Source organism: Enterobacter cloacae complex sp. R_G8, assembly GCF_024599795.1.
GTDB lineage: Bacteria > Pseudomonadota > Gammaproteobacteria > Enterobacterales > Enterobacteriaceae > Enterobacter > Enterobacter dissolvens.
Map to the genome: position 1 here is coordinate 3084786 of NZ_CP102246.1, position 17694 is coordinate 3102479.

Here is a 17694-nt window from a genome sequence, read left to right on the forward strand (position 1 = left end):
CTTTACGTCTTGCTGTCCTGACATCCAAAAACATCATTTATATTCTTTTCTGTTCTAAAAAGCAGAGATTCGTTCTTTCTTGAGAAAATTTCATCGCCCTATCATCCCGTCATGCTCTCCTGAAAGGACAAAACCATGACGATTTATCACTCCGTCACCGAACTGATTGGCCGTACACCGCTTATCCAGCTGCATAAACTCGATACCGGTCCCTGCTCGCTGTTTTTGAAACTGGAGAACCAGAATCCGGGTGGATCCATTAAAGACCGCGTGGCGCTGTCGATGATTAATGAAGCGGAGCGTACCGGTAAGCTGCAGCCGGGTGGCACGATAATTGAGGCGACGGCAGGCAATACCGGTCTCGGCCTGGCCCTGATTGCCGCCCAGAAAGGCTATTCGCTGATCCTGGTGGTGCCGGACAAAATGAGCCGCGAGAAGATTTTCCACCTGCGTGCGCTGGGTGCCCAGGTGGTACTGACGCGCTCGGACGTGAATAAAGGTCATCCGGCCTATTATCAGGATTACGCCCAGCGTCTGGCTAATGAACTGCCCGGTGCGTTTTATATCGACCAGTTCAATAACGAAGCCAACCCGCTGGCGCATCGCACCACCACCGCGCCGGAACTGTTTGAACAGCTCGACGGCAACATCGACGCCATCGTGGTTGGCGTGGGCTCCGGCGGTACGCTGGGTGGTCTTCAGGCCTGGTTTGCCGAGCACTCTCCGCACACGGAGTTTGTGCTGGCAGACCCGGCCGGCTCCGTACTGGCAGACCAGGTCGAAACCGGGCGCTACCACGATGCCGGTTCATGGCTGGTTGAAGGGATCGGTGAAGACTTTATTCCGCCGCTGGCTCACATCGAAGGCGTGGAGCGCGCCTGGCGCATTACCGACCAGGAAGCATTCAACACCGCGCGTGAACTGCTGAAAACGGAAGGTATCCTGGCAGGCTCCTCCAGCGGAACCCTGCTGGCGGCCGCGCTGAAGTATTGCCAGACACAGACCACGCCGAAACGCGTTGTGACCTTCGCCTGCGACAGTGGCAACAAATACCTCTCGAAGATGTTCAACGATGACTGGATGCGCCAGCAGGGGCTGATGTCCCGCCCGCAGGCAGGCGATCTCTCCGACTACATTGCGCTGCGCCATGATGAAGGGGCCACCGTCACCGCCGCCCCGGATGACACGCTCTCCACCGTGCTGGCGCGAATGCGTCTGTATGACATCTCGCAACTGCCGGTGCTGGATAACGGCAAGGTGGTGGGGATTATCGACGAGTGGGATCTGCTGCGCCATATCGGCGGCGATGGGGATCGCTTTGCCCTTCCCGTCACGGCAGCGATGACGCGACAGGTGGAGTTTCTTGATAAGCACGCACCGGAAAGCGCCCTCAACGCCATTTTTGATCGCGGTCTGGTGGCCGTGATCAATGACAACGACCGTTTCCTGGGTCTGATTACGCGCAGCGATGTCCTCACCGCCTGGCGCAACCGTCTACAACAATAAAGGAAAAGATGATGAAAAACCTGGCCACGCTCAGCGTACACAGCGGTGAATTCAACGATCAACACGGAGCGGTCATGCCGCCCATTTACGCCACCTCGACGTTTGCGCAACCGTCACCAGGGGAGCATACCGGCTACGAATATTCCCGCAGCGGCAACCCCACCCGCCATGCGCTGGAAACCGCCATCGCCGAACTGGAAGGTGGCTCGCGCGGCTATGCTTTCGCCTCAGGCCTGGCCGCCATTTCCACCGTGCTGGAACTGCTGGACAAAGACAGCCATATCGTTGCCATAGATGATGTGTATGGCGGCACATACCGGCTGATTGAAAACGTACGCAAGCGCAGTACCGGGCTGCAGGTCAGCTGGGTTAAGCCTGGCGATCTGGCCGCGCTGGAAGCCGCCATTCGACCTGAAACGCGCATGGTCTGGGTGGAGACGCCGACCAACCCGCTGCTGAAACTGGCCGATCTGGCGGCCATCGGTGCCATTGCCCGCCGTCATAACGTGATCAGCGTGGCAGATAACACCTTCGCCTCACCGGTCATTCACCGTCCGCTGGAGTCGGGTTTCGATATCGTGGTGCATTCCGCCACCAAATACCTTAACGGCCATTCCGACGTGGTTGCTGGTCTGGCGGTCGTGGGAGATAACCCGGCGCTGGCGGAACGGTTGGGGTATCTGCAAAACGCCGTCGGCGGCGTCCTGGATCCGTTCAGCAGTTTCCTGACGCTGCGCGGGATCCGGACACTGGCACTGCGAGTTGAAAAGCACAGCACCAACGCGCTGGCGATTGCGCAATGGCTTGAGCAGCAGCCGCAGGTTGACAACGTGTTCTACCCGGGGCTGGAGTCGCACCCGCAATATCAGCTTGCCCGCACGCAAATGGCGCTGCCGGGCGGGATGATTTCCGTCGTGGTAAAAGGCGATGCGCAACGTGCGACGGAGGTGATCCGCAAGCTGAAGCTGTTCACCCTCGCAGAAAGTCTCGGCGGTGTGGAAAGCCTGGTGAGTCAGCCTTACAGCATGACCCACGCCTCGATCCCGCTTGAGCAGCGTCTGGCCAACGGCATTGTGCCGCAACTGATCCGCCTGTCCGTGGGTATCGAAGATACGAAAGACCTGATTGCCGACCTGAGTCAGGCGCTGAAAAATTAAGCAAAATACGGCAGGTCACTCGCCTGCCGTCATAAGTTGTCATTATGCCTTAACGCCTTGATAACAATATTATGTGAAACTGCATAGATTATTTTTGAAACGCTGTTTTCATTTTCCTTTTATCCTAAAATCAGCGTATAATGCGCGCCTAATCCCTGGTGAATGGTTTCAGCGCTTGGAATACAAAAAACAACGTACAACTTCTCCTCTCCTTCGTTGGGCTGACACTCAGGCACACTTTCTTCTGCACGCTCATTTGATGTCTCCTATCCTTAGTGCGTGTCATATACTCTTTTGCAACACAGGTTTGACTCCGCGGCGGTGCGCCCCCGGAGCGAGATTTCCATATCCTTCCCAACTTAAAGACTAAGACTGTCATGAAAAAGACGAAAATTGTTTGTACCATCGGCCCGAAAACCGAATCTGAAGAGATGCTGACCAAAATGCTGGACGCCGGCATGAACGTTATGCGTCTGAACTTCTCTCACGGTGACTACGCTGAACATGGTCAGCGTATCCAGAACTTGCGCAACGTCATGAGCAAGACTGGTAAAAAAGCCGCCATCCTGCTGGATACCAAAGGTCCTGAAATCCGCACCATCAAACTGGAAGGCGGTAACGACGTCTCTCTGAAAGCGGGCCAGACCTTCACCTTCACCACTGACAAGTCTGTGGTCGGTAACAGCGAAATCGTTGCGGTGACGTATGAAGGCTTCACCAGCGATCTGTCCGTGGGTAACACCGTGCTGGTTGACGATGGTCTGATCGGGATGGAAGTGACCGCGATCGAAGGCAACAAAGTCATCTGTAAAGTGCTGAACAACGGCGACCTGGGTGAAAACAAAGGCGTTAACCTGCCTGGCGTTTCCATCGCGCTGCCAGCCCTGGCTGAAAAAGACAAGCAAGACCTGATCTTCGGTTGCGAGCAAGGCGTTGATTTCGTTGCAGCCTCCTTCATCCGTAAGCGTTCCGACGTGGTTGAAATCCGTGAGCACCTGAAAGCGCACGGCGGTGAGAAGATCCAGATCATCTCCAAAATCGAAAACCAGGAAGGCCTGAACAACTTCGACGAAATCCTCGAAGCGTCTGACGGCATCATGGTTGCGCGTGGTGACCTGGGTGTTGAAATCCCGGTTGAAGAAGTGATCTTCGCGCAGAAGATGATGATCGAGAAGTGTGTTCGCGCGCGTAAAGTGGTTATCACTGCCACCCAGATGCTGGACTCCATGATCAAAAACCCACGTCCAACCCGCGCAGAAGCTGGCGACGTGGCGAACGCCATCCTCGACGGTACTGATGCTGTCATGCTGTCTGGCGAATCCGCGAAAGGTAAATATCCGCTGGAAGCAGTGTCCATCATGGCCACCATCTGCGAACGTACTGACCGCGTGATGACCAGCCGTCTGGACTTCAACAACGACAGCCGCAAACTGCGCATCACTGAAGCGGTATGCCGCGGTGCGGTAGAAACGGCTGAGAAGCTGGAAGCGCCACTGATCGTGGTTGCCACCCAGGGCGGTAAATCTGCTCGTGCAGTGCGTAAATACTTCCCGGATGCGACTATCCTGGCGCTGACCACCAATGAAACCACTGCGCGTCAGCTGGTGCTGAGCAAAGGTGTTGTAGCACACCTGGTGAAAGAGATCGCCTCTACCGACGATTTCTACATTCAGGGTAAAGAGCTGGCTCTGGAAAGCGGCCTGGCACAGAAAGGCGACGTTGTGGTAATGGTATCGGGTGCGCTGGTACCAAGTGGCACCACCAACACCGCATCTGTTCACGTGCTGTAATAGTGCACAAACAAATTAATTTTTGATAAAAAGCGTCCTTCGGGGCGCTTTTTTTATTCGTGGTATTAGCCAAATCTATTCAAAAAGCAAATCGGGTTTTTCTATTTAATCGCGATTTATCTAAGATGAATCCGATGAAAAATGCCTTTTTTAACATAGCTTTTTCGACAAAAACGCCGAATTCGTTGCTTCTTTGAGCGAACGATCAAAAATAGGCGTATTCCCATCAAAAAAATATTCTCAACCCAAAAAAGTTTGTGTAATACTTGTAACGCTACATGGAGATTAACTCAATCTAGAGGGTATTAATAATGAATCGTACTAAACTGGTACTGGGCGCGGTAATCCTGGGTTCTACTCTGCTGGCAGGTTGCTCCAGCAACGCTAAAATCGATCAGCTGTCTTCTGACGTTCAGACTCTGAACGCTAAAGTTGACCAGCTGAGCAACGACGTGAACGCAATGCGTTCCGACGTTCAGGCTGCTAAAGACGACGCAGCTCGCGCTAACCAGCGTCTGGACAACCAGGCTACTAAATACCGTAAGTAATAGTACCTGTTAATAAAATGGCGCACATTGTGCGCCATTTTTTTTGTCTGCGTCAAACCCCTACTGCGTCACCTTCTCTCCGTCATCTTCCATTACCGCAGCAGACACCCGACTGTTCTGCACGGACTGCACGCTGTTGCTGGCTGACGGGCCGTTACTGGCCGACACGGCAACCGGGATCCCTGCCCGGCGCGACAAGGCTTTATCAATAAGCGCTTTATCACTCCCCGCCTGAGAAACAAATGAGGCGAAATCAGCGGAATGGGTAATCGGCGTAACCTGCGGGTTTTCCCCCTCAACCTGTGCCAGCGGACGATGCACTTCAATGTAGCGTTTGCCGTCCGGCTCAACGGAGAACTTCACCGGCTCATTGATAATCTGTACCCGGGTACCGACACGCACCTGTTCGAACAGGGCTTTAATATCCGGCGCATTCATGCGCATACAGCCGGAGCTGACCCGCAGGCCAACGCTGTCCGGCGCACTGGTGCCGTGGATGAGATATTCCCCATTGCCCACGCCTAAACGCAGTGCAAAGCGCCCCAGCGGGTTATTTGGCCCGGCGGGTACTACCGGCGGCAATTTAATGCCCTGCTCCAGTGAACGCGCCCGGATGCCCGGCGTCGGGGTCCAGGTTGGATTAGGGATTTTCTGGCTCACGCGGGTGGTCGTGACCGGCGTTTCCAGCCCCAGCTGTCCAATCCCCAGCGGGAAGACCTGGACAATATTGCCGCCCGGCGGGAAGTAGTAAAGCCGTAGCTCGGCCAGGTTCACCACAATACCTTCGCGTGGCGTGTCCGGAAGCAGCATCTGGGATGGGATGGTAATAACCGTTCCCGGCGCGGGGTTCACCGGCGCAATGGTATTATTGGTCTCGAGGATCAACTGCGCCGCAGTATTAAACCGACGCGCGATGGTCTGCAGTTTAGTGTCCCCTTCCTGTATTGTGTAAGTTTGATTTTGCCCAATCAGACGGCTGCCTGCGGGCGGTAACGGATAATCCATCGCCATGGCCGAATTAAGAGCGCCGAGCGAACCAAGGAGTAAGAGTGTTATTAGAGACGCGCGCTTCATGCTGAGATTCCTTATTCACTGACAGAACGCCAGAAAGCTGAAAAACCAGCGAGGCGGGAACCACCTCGCGAAACAGAATGAATGCTGTCCTGTAAGTCTAGCTAAGGATTGCAGCTTTGGCGCGGATGGCGCGAATCATCGCTTCCAGTCCCTGGGAGCGGGACGGGGTGAGGTGTTGGGTCAGGGCCATTTTTTCAAACCACGGGCGCACATCAAAGGCGACAATATCCTGCGCAGACATCTGGTGGTACAGAATAAAGACCACGGCGATAAGCCCTTTCACAATCGCGGCATCGCTGTCGCCGTGCAATTCAATCGTACCGTCGCCCTTTTGCTCCATCACGATCCACACCTGGCTCTGGCAGCCCTGAATAATATTCTCCGGGTTATGCGCCTCTTCACTGAGCGGCGGCAAACGCTGCCCCAGCTCAATAATATAGAGATACTTTTCTTCCCAGTTCGCGCAACGCCCGAAGTTACGCAGCAATTTATCTTTATCCGGCAATTCTGCCATCGTTTGCCTCTCCGTTAGCCCAGCAACTGGTGAATGCGTTTTAGCCCCGCCACCAGCCTGTCGACCTCTTCCGTTGTGTTGTACATCACCAGCGACGCGCGGCACATTGCCGGGACCTGGTAAAATGCCATCAGCGGCATGGCACAGTGGTGTCCGGTGCGCACTGCCACGCCATAGTTATCAAGGAAACTCCCCACGTCATAGGCATGATGTTTTCCCAGGTTGAACGCGATCACGCCCTGCCGGTCTGCCGGGCCGTACAGAGTAAGATCCGGTACGCTGGCAAGCTCCTGCAGCGCATAATGCATCAGCAGCTGTTCGTACTCCTGAATTGCGTCAAGGCCAATCGCGGAGACGTAAGAAACCGCCGCCCCCAGCCCGATAATCCCGCCGGTGTTTGGGGTGCCGGCTTCAAAACGCCACGGCGCACGCGCGTAGGTGGTGCCTTCCGACAGGCTGACGGTGGCGATCATCGAGCCGCCCCCTTCCCACGGCGGCATGGCCTGCAGAATATCGTCTTTCACATACAACACGCCGATCCCGGTGGGCCCATACAGCTTATGCCCGGAGAATACGTAAAAATCGCAGTCCAGCGCCTGAACATCCACCGGGTGGTGCATAACCGCCTGAGCGCCGTCAATCAGGACTTTCGCGCCCGCCTGGTGCGCTTTTTCAACGATCTCTGCCACCGGGTTTTCGGTGCCCAGCACGTTAGAAACCTGGGTGACCGCGACCAGCCGCGTGCGGTCGTCCAGCAGGGCATCAAGGTGCTCAAGCTGAAGCGTGCCGTCCTGATGCAACGGGATGACCCGTAGCTCGGCGCCAACACGCTCACAGAGCATCTGCCACGGCACAATATTGGCGTGGTGTTCCATCTCGGTGATGATGATGTTATCGCCCGCGTGCACCTGCGCATTGCCCCAGCTGTTGGCAACCAGGTTGATCCCTTCCGTCGTGCCGCGCACAAACACCAGCTCTTCCGGCGATCGCGCATTCAGAAAAGCGGCCACCTGGGTGCGGACGTTCTCCATTCGCTGGGTCGCCTCTGCGCTCAGCGTGTGAATACCGCGATGCACGGCGGCGTAACCGTGGCGGTAGAATTCGGCCTCTGCATCCACCACCTGGTTCGGCTTCTGCGCGCTGGCCGCGCTGTCGAGATAGGCCAATGGCAGTCCGTTTACTTCACGGGTCAGAACCGGAAAATCGGCCCGTACTTTCTCTACGGGAAAACTCATGCTTCGCCTCCAGGCAGCCGCTGACCAATACGGGCCAGCACCTGCTGTTTTAACAGGCCATCGTCCAGCGCCTCCGTCAGCTCTGCGGCAAAGGCGTAGATAATCATCTTCTGTGCCGCCTGCTGGTCGATACCGCGTGAACGCAGATAGAACATCTGTTCGTCATCAATGCGCCCGACCGTGGCGCCGTGGCTGCATTTGACGTCGTCGGCATAGATCTCCAGCTGCGGTTTGGTGTCCACTTCCGCCAGACGCCCCAGCAGCAGGTTGTTGTTGGTCATCTGCCCGTCGGTCTTAATGGCGTGTTGCGCCACATTAATCAGACCGTTAAACACCGCGCGGCCTTTGTCGCTGACAATGGTTTTGTGCAGCTGGCGGCTGTTGCAGTAGCCTTTGTTGTGCTCAAGCCAGGTACGCGTATCGCACACTTCCGATTTGACCGGCATAGCCAGGCTGTTGATGCGCAGCGTGGTGTTCTCGCCGTTGAGCTGCGTGCTGGTGTTGTGACGCAGTACCGCGCCCCCCAGCAGGAAGCTGTGGCTATATGCCGCTGCGTCCTGCCCAAGCAGAATATCGTTATGCGCAAAGTGATGACTCTGCGGATTCTCAAATGCCAGCTTGATATGGTGCAACTGAGCGTTGGCGGCGACGTTCATCGTCAGGCGCGCCCCGGTAAAGTGGCGGGTGTCGTTGAGGCTGACGTAATGTTCAATGACCGTGGCCTCCGCCCCCTCCGCCAGCGCCAGATGGTGGCGATAATGCGCGGTATTGAGTTCGTCGCCGTCCAGGCCCTGGGTGATGTGCATCAGCAGCAGCGGTTTTGCCGGGCGCTGGTTTCGCTTCACGTGAATCTGCGTCACGCTCTGCGCCAGGCTCTCGGTAAGATGCAGAAAGACCTCTGGCTGCACGGGCGCCGTCAGACTCTGACGCTCATCATCAATGGTTATCGTATAACCGCTATCTTCGGTGCTGTCGCTCAGCTCCGCACGGAACTGGCCGTCGACAAACACCAGGCGCAGGGCATCGACATTCAGCGCCAGTGCGTCGCGTTGCGTCGGGTTGATATCCGCCAGACGCGAGACGAACTCAGCGTTCATCAGGCCATCGAGCGGCGTGTATTTCCAGTTCTCATGTTTACGCGTGGGCAAACCGAGGCGCAGCATCTGTTGCAGGTGCTGTTGTGCCTGCTCAGAACGCGTTTGCCCCTGAGCTTCAAACAGGCGATGCCACTGCTGGAGCGCATTACTGCTGTTCGGTAAGCCAGCCATAACCCTGCTCCTCCAGTTGTTTGACCAGCGTGAAATCACCGGATTTCACAATGCGCCCCTGGTAAAGCACGTGGACGTAATCCGGTTTGATGTAGTCAAGAATACGCTGGTAGTGGGTGACGATAATGAATGACCGTTTGCCGTCACGCAGGGAATTTACCCCGTCGGCGACAATCTTGAGGGCATCGATATCCAGACCGGAATCGGTCTCATCCAGAATGCACAGCTCAGGTTCAAGCACTGCCATCTGCAGAATGTCGTTGCGCTTTTTCTCGCCGCCGGAGAAGCCGACGTTAACCGAGCGGGTGAGCAAGTCTTCCGGCATTTTCAGCAGTTTGATCTTCTCTTCCATCAGGTCCTGGAAATCAAAGCGATCCAGCGCCTCCAGACCACGGTATTTGCGTACCGCGTTGAGCGCCGTTTGCAGGAAGAACTGATTACTGACGCCCGGAATTTCAACCGGATACTGGAAGGCCATAAAGATGCCCTCTCCGGCGCGATCTTCTGGCGACATCTCCAGCAAATCTTTTCCGTTAAACTCCACCGAGCCGTGGGTCACTTCGTAATCTTCGCGTCCCGCCAGCGTCGCTGAAAGCGTACTTTTCCCGGAGCCGTTTGGCCCCATGATGGCGTGAACCTCTCCTGGCTTGACGTCAAAATTGAGGCCACGCAGGATGGCTTTATCTTCCACGCTAACCTGTAAATCTTTAATGCTTAACATGTGCTTTCCTTAACCGACGCTGTGTTCAAGACTGATGGCGAGGAGTTTCTGGGCTTCAACGGCAAATTCCAGCGGCAGTTCAGAGAACACATCCTTACAGAAGCCGTTTACGATCATTGAGATGGCATCTTCTTCACTGATCCCGCGCTGCAGGCAGTAGAAGAGCTGATCTTCCCCAATACGCGATGTTGTCGCCTCATGTTCAAGCTGGGCGCTGTTGTTGCGACACTCCACATACGGGAAGGTATGCGCGCCGCAGTCCGCGCCAATCAGCATTGAATCGCACTGGGTAAAGTTTCGCGCATTGGTGGCCGTCGGCATGATTTTCACCAGCCCGCGGTAGCTGTTCTGGCTGTGCCCGGCAGAAATACCTTTTGAGATGATGGTCGATTTGGTGTTTTTACCAATGTGGATCATTTTGGTGCCGGTATCCGCCTGCTGATGGCCGCTGGTGAGGGCCACAGAGTAAAACTCGCCGATGGAGTTATCCCCGCGCAGGATGCAACTCGGGTACTTCCAGGTAATGGCAGAGCCGGTCTCGGACTGCGTCCAGGACATCTTGCTGTTTTCACCCTCGCACAGCGCGCGCTTGGTGACGAAGTTAAGGATACCGCCAGTGTTACCGTCGCCCGGGAACCAGTTCTGCACCGTGGAGTATTTCACTTCAGCATCTTTGTGGATGATGACTTCCACCACCGCGGCATGGAGCTGGTAGCTGTCGCGTACCGGAGCGGAACACCCTTCGATGTAGCTGACGTAACTGCCTTCGTCCGCCACCAGAATGGTGCGTTCGAACTGGCCGGTTTTTTCCGCGTTGATACGGAAATAGGTCGACAACTCCATCGGGCAACGTACCCCTTTCGGCACGTAGATAAAGGTGCCATCAGAGGCCACCGCCGCGTTGAGCGCCGCAAAGAAGTTATCGTTAGACGGCACCACGGTGCCAATGTACTTTTTCACCAGTTCCGGGTGCTCATGAATTGCTTCGCCAAAGGAGCAGAAAATGATCCCCTGCTCCGCCAGCTTCTCACGGTAGGTGGTCGCCACCGAGACGGAGTCAAAAATGGCATCCACCGCCACCTCTTTCCCCTCGCGAACCGGCACGCCAAGCTGGTTAAACGCCTCTTCCACTTCTTTACTCAGGAAGCTGTTATCCGCCCCGGTTTGCTGTACCGCACCGGGCTGGGAGGCGCAGGTGTCGTCACAGCTGCCGCAGGAAGGGGCTGAGTAGTAGCTGTAATCCTGATAATTCAGCTTGTCGTAGTGCGCTTTCAGCCAGTGCGGCTCTTCCATCTCCAGCCAGGCCCGATAAGCGCTCAGGCGGAACGCCAGCATCCACTCTGGCTCGTTACGTTTGGCCGAAATCGCCCGCACGACATCTTCATTGATGCCCTTTGCCAGTTCATCGGTCTGCAGCTGCGTGAAGAAGCCCTCTTTATAATTGAGGTGCCCGCCGCTCCAGGTATTTACATCACTCGTTGCTTCAGTATTACGAGACATAGTACCGCCTATACCCCAAAGCTTTCGCCGCAGCCGCATTCGTTCTGGGCTTTCGGGTTATGAAATTTGAATAACTGGTTTAAGCCTTCACGCACGTAGTCCACTTCGGTGCCGTCGATAAACGGCATGGCCTGAAGCGCGACATACAATTTTGCGCCGTCCGTTTCAAATACCAGGTCATCCTTCTCAGGTTCGGTGACAGTGTCGAGCACGTAACCGAATCCAGCGCAGCCGGTCTGTTTGACCCCTAAACGCACGCCGAGGATCTCGGGCTTTTTCGCCACCAGCTCGTGAATATGGGCCGCCGCCGCTGGCGTCAGCGTTAAGCCGCGCCAGGCGAAATCGGCAGGATTGAAGGTTTCTGAATGCAGTTCCATAGGTCCACCTCATCTGATAAGCCATCAGTGCATAACACCATGTTAGTGATAACGATTATCACTTCAACCCTCTGTCAGCAGGGGCTTTCGGCTAAATAGCCCTTTTTGCCTGGTTTTATTAAGCATAGACCCTGTACAAGGATGCAGTAGAGATGGATGTATTTGTTCAATGCATTGATTAATAATGCATTTCCTAGAGGGACTTATGAGGGCGAGAGGAAAAATAAAATATGCATCGGAAATGCCTATTTTTGAGATAGCTTTTGCGCAGAAAAACCACAAAAACAAAAAAAGGCCCTTAAGGCCTCTGATGATTAAAGATGAAATGAGACAGCAAAACCTTGTTCACGCCAGTGATCGAGCTGTTCCTGCTGACGAGGTGTGAGTGATTTCCCCGTCCAGACGAAGATTTTTTGCCCCGGGAAGAGTTCCGGGCGCGGTGAATCAATCGGTTCCGCCAGCACGTCAATGTGCCAGCCCTTGCTGGTCAGGCGCGCGGCCTCAAGCCACAGATGCGTACGGTCGTCACATTCCCATCCAACGAGCAAAGCATCTTTACCGGCTTTTTTGCGCGATTCTGCCAGGCTTGCCACGGCGAATTCAATCAGCACGCCATCCAACAGGCTCGCCATGTGGCGCACCGTATTCTGATCCTGATTCATTCGCTGTCGTACGGGGATAATGATGTTATCAATCAGCGCATCCATCGCATGATCGCGGCGAAACTCGCCTATTTTAGCGCGCAGTTTTGCCGGGCTGGCATAACGCAGAACGGTCATCATCTCTTCCTGGAAAGCGGCCCAGTTACCCTGGGTCATCACTTCCTTGTTTTCCAGCAAGGCTTTGACTTTACCCACCGAGACGCCCGTTTTCATCAGGCGCTTAATCTCTTCTATACGCAGGATATCTTCATCGTCGAACTGACGATGACCCCCTTCGCTGCGTTGCGGCTTCAACAAACCATAACGGCGCTGCCAGGCACGCAGCGTAACGGGGTTGATACCGCATCGTTCGGCCACTTCGCCGATACTGTAATAGGCCATTAACTCCCTCACGCTCAATACTTCCATACCTAACCACGGCAACCTTATCAGATTGTACAAGCCATTTGTATAACGAAGACCTCAGTTTGCAACAGGTGAATGGCCTGTTCACCACTCACGCTGTTTACTCTATTGTTGTCTAAATTTTGCCTTACGTACAGTTAACTCTGCCGCACGATGTACAGCTTTCTCACAATTCGGGATTTTTCTCGGGCCACGCAATGGCCGGAATGCCGCCATGTCGGGGGCTGGCAAACAGATGCCCCTGAAACTGGGAAATTCCTGCCGATTCCAGCCACATCCACTCCTCGGCCTTCTCCACGCCCACGGCGCAGAACTGAATTTCCAGCGAGGAACAGCACTTGATGATCGCCTGAATGATGGCCTGTCGCGGACCGCTTTTATGCACATCCAGAACCAGATCGCGATTAATCTTAATTCTGTCCGGCTGGAACTGCGCCAGCAGCTGCAGCCCGGCAAACCCGGCGCCAAAGTGATCGATCGTCACGCTGATGCCTGCACTTTTTAACTGTCGTACCGAATGGGTAAACTCATCGAAGCGGGAGATAGCTTCGCTCTCGGTAAACTCCACCACGATCTGCTCCGGCACAAAGCCATTCGCATTAATGGCGGTAAGCAGAAAATCGACGGCACCCGGTACATTGACCAGCGTCATGGGCAGCAGGTTAATGGACAGCGTCTGGTCCTGTAACCCCAGTGCACTGGCCATCGACAGCGCAACCTGTTTGCTCTGCAAATCTGCCGTGTACACCGCTTCCCGCGGAAGCGCCGCAAAATAGGCCCGTGGTGAATCACCCGATGGCGTGCGGATCAACGCCTCCCAGGACACCACCTGCTGCATAAACGGATCCACGATCGGCTGAAAGGCAAAGCTGCAGTCCGCCCCTTTTGCCACCACCGCCGGTTGCGCGGATAACGGCGTCTCTTCGGGGATAAAATCCCAGGCATCGGCGGGCGGCAATTCAAAATAGTTGGCTTTCTCTGTCGCCTCGACGAACGTGCGGAAGAATTGCAGAGGGCGATCGCTATAGGTCAGTTGGTACCGGGTCGTCCCCTTATCAAGTACCTGCTGGAGCACATCGTCCCTGTCGTACTGACGTAAATCAAAGAGCTCCATACCCACGTTGCCAAACCGTCGGGAAGGACCGTGATCGCGCATCAGTTCCACCACATTGTGATGACGCGGGTCGCGGCAGATCTGCTCATAAATGGCGGTCACGTTGTCTACTGGCCCTTCGAGTAACTGGAAAAAATGCGTGCCGTTAAACAGCAGGATCCCCGTGACATCGGATTGTCGGTTTTTACTATTTGCAGCAGCGACCATGTTTTCCAGCGCTTTCACCGGAACGTCATCGCAGATATGGCTGCGGTATATGATGGTTGTCAGCATGCTTTTCCTGGGGGTTAGGGGTTTGGCCACGTAAACACGTGGGTAGAGTTCTGTTATAGCATATTAATTGTCAGGCAAATAATTTACATCTCAATGATTTAGGCAATGTATGACCCCGTTTTTTTTCTGTTGTATAACTTAACCGCAACATCATAAGTTGTACAATATATCCTGTCACGATGCCGTCACAATACCGATACGCAAAGAACTGAAATATAAAGACTTTGTAAGATATATCATAAAAACATCAAAAATCTGTACATTTTTAATGTACAGATTTAGAAATTGTGTATACCTTAAATGTAACGTTAGTGATTACTAAATTTTACAGGAGCGAAACATGAACCAGAACGGTTATGTCGCCGATTCAGCCGCCGCCATTGCGCAATACTTCGAAAAAGCTGCTCTCCCTACGCAACAGGAAACGCTGGGTGAGGTGGTTGTGGAAATACTTAGCGACGGGCGAAACCTTAACCGCAAGTCGCTCTGCACCAAACTCTTAAGCCGCCTCGAAAAGGCCGAAGGCCCGGAAGAGGAACAGCATTACCACATGCTGCTTGGCCTGCTCTTCGAACGGTAACGAGATGAATCGCAGTGACGCAGAAAGACTGACAGACCAGTTGATTGGTGAAGCCGTGCTTTCCCTTCTGAAAGAGCGGGGGCCGTTAACAACCGATTCTCTGGTACAGCGTCTGCGTAAAATGCAAGTTCGTGAAAAGGATCCCCGGCGGCGGGAGACACTGGCGAGGGTGATTGCCGACATCGGCTCAAAAAGCAGCGCCTTTATACGTCGCAGAACCGCGCAAGGACGACCAATCAGAGAGGGATCTCTCAATGATAACAGAGACAATGTAGTGCCGTTATTTGGAAGTGGAATACCGTCCGACCCCAAAAAAATACATTGACTGCAACTTAACAGCTACGGTGAGAACAAATGAGACAGAATATTCAGCTGCAACCCGAATTTCATTCGGCTTTTCTTGATAGCGCCCTGTCGGAGTATTTCCGCCACGCTGGCGATCGTTTTGCTGAAGAGTCCGCGATTTTTTCTACTGCAGTACGTTGTGTCCTGGCCACGGAAGGTCACCTTACCAACAAAGCGATCATTCTCTGGCTGATACAAACGCTGGAAGCGACCAACGACGTGGTTCAGGCGGACGTCATACGCAAAACGCTTGAAATTGTTGTGGGTTACACAATGGACGATCTTTAAAGACTGCTAACGTGTCATCGTCATAACTGTCGAACAGCCTGACGATGACACCCCTCCTCCCCGATAACACCCTGTAATACACGCCTCCTAAAGATGGCACGCTTCCTGCTTATCCCTCTTTACGGGATCGGGCTATCCGGTCATCTTGCTTCATTTCTTAACAGGTCTGTTATTGATGAAAAAAATCGCCAGCGTCTGCCCTTACTGTGGTGCAGGCTGCAAATTAAACCTCGTTGTTGAAAATAACCGTATCATCCGTGCCGAAGCCGCAGACGGCGTGACCAATCAGGGCACATTATGTCTGAAAGGGTTTTACGGTTGGGACTTCCTCAACGACACTCGCTTGCTCACCCCTCGCCTTACGCAGCCGATGATCCGGTATCACAAAGGCGAACCCTTCACCCCTGTCACCTGGGACGAGGCCATTCGTTATACCGCCAACAAGCTTAAGAGCATTAAAGCGCAGTTCGGCCCACGGTCGATCATGACCACCGGCTCATCCCGGGGTACAGGCAATGAAACCAACTATGTGATGCAAAAATTTGCCCGCGCGGTGCTCCATACCAACAACGTGGACTGCTGCGCGCGCGTCTGTCACGGCCCTTCTGTTGCTGGCTTACAGGAAACACTGGGCAACGGCGCGATGAGCAATTCCATTAACGATATTGAAAACTCAAAATGCCTGCTGGTTTTCGGTTACAACTGCGCTGACTCCCACCCTATCGTCGCCCGCCGGGTGCTGAAAGCCCGCGAGAATGGCGCGAAAATTATCGTCTGCGATCCGCGTCGGATTGAAACCGCACGCATTGCCGATCAACACCTGCAGCTGAAAAACGGCAGCAATATGGCGCTGGTCAACGCCTTTGGCTATGTGTTGCTGGAAGAGGAGTTGTACGATAAAAACTACGTCGCGCGCTTCACGGAAGGGCTTGAGGCCTACCGGCAGACGGTGAAAGCGTACGCGCCAGAGAAAGTTGAACATCTGACCGGCATTCCCGCCCGCGATGTCCGCCAGGCGATGCGCACTTTCGCCGCGGCCCCCTCCGCCACCGTGATGTGGGGAATGGGCGTCACGCAGTTTGGTCAGGCCGTGGATGTGGTAAAAGGGCTTTCCAGCCTGGCGCTGCTGACCGGTAACCTTGGTCGCCCTGCCGTCGGCGTCGGGCCGGTGCGCGGGCAGAATAACGTGCAGGGTGCCTGTGACATGGGGGTTCTGCCCAATATGTTCCCGGGATACCAGGACGTAACGGACCCGGCAGTCAGGCAGAAGTTTGCCGATGCCTGGGGAATTGACGTGAAGGCGATGGACGATCGCGTCGGCACGCGTATTACCGAGGTGCCGCATCTGGCCCTGGAAGGCAAGGTCAAAGCTTATTACATCATGGGGGAAGATCCGCTTCAGACGGAGGCCGATCTCGGTCTGGTGCGCAGCGGCTTTGAAGCGCTCGACTTTGTGGTGGTTCAGGACATCTTTATGACCAAAACGGCAGAAGTGGCGGATGTCCTGCTGCCCGCCACCTCCTGGGGCGAGCACGGCGGCGTCTTTACCTGTGCCGATCGCGGCTTCCAGCGCTTTGGCAAAGCCATTGAGCCCAGCGGCAACGTGAAACGTGACTGGGAGATCATCAGCCTGCTGGCGACGGAAATGGGCTATCCAATGCACTACGACACCAACCAGCAGATCTGGGATGAGATGCGCGAGCTATGCCCGCTGTTCTACGGTGTAACGTATGAAAAAATGGGTGAAATGGGACATGTCCAGTGGCCGTGTCCGACGCTGGATCACCCCGGCACGCCGTACCTCTATAAAGGCAACCAATTCGACACCCCCACCGGTAAGGGTCAACTGTTTGCCGCCGCCTGGCGCGCGCCCGCCGAAACACCTGATGGTGATTATCCTCTGGTGCTGTGCACGGTACGCGAGGTAGGTCATTACTCCTGCCGCTCCATGACCGGTAACTGCGCCGCGCTGCAAAGCCTGGCCGACGAGCCGGGTCGGGTACAAGTGAACCCGGCGGATGCGGACAAACTCGGCATTACAGACGGGCAACTGGTCTGGGTGCGTTCGCGTCGCGGTAAAGTGATCACCCGCGCCAGCCTCAGCGAACGCATCAACGCCGGGGCCGTTTATATGACCTATCAGTGGTGGATTGGTGCCTGCAACGAACTGACGCAGGATAACCTCGATCCCATCTCCAAAACGCCGGAAACGAAGTACTGCGCGGTACAGTTGGAAGCCATTGAGGATCAGCGCTGGGCTGAGGATTTTGCGGCATCGGCGTACCAGTCCATGAAGTCTCGGCTGATCAGTGCGGTGAACGTCTGAGAAAATGCCGG

At 54.9% G+C, this 17694-nt stretch carries 17 protein-coding genes; 8 read left to right on the forward strand and 9 right to left on the reverse strand.

Translation table 11 applies throughout. From position 1 onward, the window contains the following. Window positions 1-135: 135 nt before the first annotated feature. From NQ842_RS14615 to lpp, 4 genes are all read left to right on the forward strand, one after another. A complete protein-coding gene (locus tag NQ842_RS14615; RefSeq protein WP_125365000.1) occupies window positions 136-1506 on the forward strand; it encodes a cystathionine beta-synthase in 1371 nt (456 codons plus the stop codon). Between the two features lie 11 nt (window positions 1507-1517). Next, entirely contained in the window at window positions 1518-2663 is a 1146-nt protein-coding gene (locus tag NQ842_RS14620) for a PLP-dependent aspartate aminotransferase family protein (protein ID WP_014831597.1), read from the forward strand. Between the two features lie 377 nt (window positions 2664-3040). Continuing rightward, a complete protein-coding gene (pykF, locus tag NQ842_RS14625) occupies window positions 3041-4453 on the forward strand; it encodes a pyruvate kinase PykF (RefSeq protein ID WP_013096950.1) in 1413 nt (470 codons plus the stop codon). Window positions 4454-4764: 311 nt separating this feature from the next. Then, window positions 4765-5001 (forward strand): murein lipoprotein Lpp, encoded by a 237-nt coding sequence (lpp, locus tag NQ842_RS14630; protein WP_001082307.1) that lies wholly within the window; start codon window positions 4765-4767, stop codon window positions 4999-5001. 60 nt (window positions 5002-5061) lie between these two features. Here the strand turns inward: lpp and NQ842_RS14635 are convergent, their stop codons facing one another. From NQ842_RS14635 to NQ842_RS14675, 9 genes are all read right to left on the reverse strand, one after another. Next, window positions 5062-6075: a L,D-transpeptidase family protein gene (locus NQ842_RS14635; RefSeq protein WP_014831596.1), complete on the reverse strand. Its 1014-nt coding sequence runs from the start codon at window positions 6073-6075 to the stop codon at window positions 5062-5064. A gap of 97 nt (window positions 6076-6172) precedes the next feature. Beyond that, window positions 6173-6589 (reverse strand): cysteine desulfuration protein SufE, encoded by a 417-nt coding sequence (gene sufE, locus NQ842_RS14640; RefSeq protein WP_014831595.1) that lies wholly within the window; start codon window positions 6587-6589, stop codon window positions 6173-6175. Window positions 6590-6603: 14 nt separating this feature from the next. Further along, window positions 6604-7824 carry a cysteine desulfurase SufS gene (gene sufS, locus NQ842_RS14645; protein ID WP_083021705.1) on the reverse strand — a complete coding sequence of 407 codons (1221 nt, stop codon included), beginning with the start codon at window positions 7822-7824 and terminating at the stop codon, window positions 6604-6606. Further along, window positions 7821-9092 carry a Fe-S cluster assembly protein SufD gene (sufD, locus tag NQ842_RS14650; RefSeq protein WP_096928281.1) on the reverse strand — a complete coding sequence of 424 codons (1272 nt, stop codon included), beginning with the start codon at window positions 9090-9092 and terminating at the stop codon, window positions 7821-7823. The genes sufS and sufD overlap by 4 nt, the downstream gene beginning before the upstream one ends. After that, window positions 9067-9813 (reverse strand): Fe-S cluster assembly ATPase SufC, encoded by a 747-nt coding sequence (sufC, locus tag NQ842_RS14655; RefSeq protein WP_014831592.1) that lies wholly within the window; start codon window positions 9811-9813, stop codon window positions 9067-9069. Before sufC ends, sufD begins: the two co-directional genes overlap by 26 nt. Window positions 9814-9822: 9 nt before the next feature. Then, entirely contained in the window at window positions 9823-11313 is a 1491-nt protein-coding gene (gene sufB / locus NQ842_RS14660) for a Fe-S cluster assembly protein SufB (RefSeq protein ID WP_014831591.1), read from the reverse strand. Window positions 11314-11321: 8 nt separating this feature from the next. Next, a complete protein-coding gene (sufA, locus tag NQ842_RS14665; RefSeq protein WP_008500631.1) occupies window positions 11322-11690 on the reverse strand; it encodes a Fe-S cluster assembly scaffold SufA in 369 nt (122 codons plus the stop codon). A 314-nt stretch (window positions 11691-12004) separates the two neighbouring features. Continuing rightward, the gene (locus NQ842_RS14670; protein ID WP_014831589.1) at window positions 12005-12733 is read right to left on the reverse strand and encodes a MerR family transcriptional regulator; all 729 of its coding nucleotides are present in this window, start codon (window positions 12731-12733) and stop codon (window positions 12005-12007) included. A gap of 190 nt (window positions 12734-12923) precedes the next feature. After that, entirely contained in the window at window positions 12924-14144 is a 1221-nt protein-coding gene (locus tag NQ842_RS14675) for a diguanylate phosphodiesterase (RefSeq protein WP_063426271.1), read from the reverse strand. 340 nt (window positions 14145-14484) lie between these two features. Between NQ842_RS14675 and ycgZ the strand changes: the two genes are divergently transcribed. The 4 genes from ycgZ to fdhF all read left to right on the forward strand — a co-directional run bounded on the left by ycgZ (window position 14485) and on the right by fdhF (window position 17683). Further along, on the forward strand, window positions 14485-14724 hold the full coding sequence (gene ycgZ, locus NQ842_RS14680; protein WP_046887882.1) for a regulatory protein YcgZ: 240 nt from the start codon (window positions 14485-14487) through the stop codon (window positions 14722-14724). Window positions 14725-14728: 4 nt separating this feature from the next. Continuing rightward, complete coding sequence (locus tag NQ842_RS14685; protein WP_071841843.1) at window positions 14729-15049, forward strand: hypothetical protein; 321 nt, start codon at window positions 14729-14731, stop codon at window positions 15047-15049. A gap of 29 nt (window positions 15050-15078) precedes the next feature. Continuing rightward, entirely contained in the window at window positions 15079-15357 is a 279-nt protein-coding gene (locus tag NQ842_RS14690) for a biofilm development regulator YmgB/AriR family protein (RefSeq protein WP_014831586.1), read from the forward strand. Window positions 15358-15532: 175 nt separating this feature from the next. Then, window positions 15533-17683: a formate dehydrogenase subunit alpha gene (fdhF, locus tag NQ842_RS14695; protein ID WP_257256021.1), complete on the forward strand. Its 2151-nt coding sequence runs from the start codon at window positions 15533-15535 to the stop codon at window positions 17681-17683. The last annotated feature ends 11 nt before the right edge of the window (window positions 17684-17694 follow it).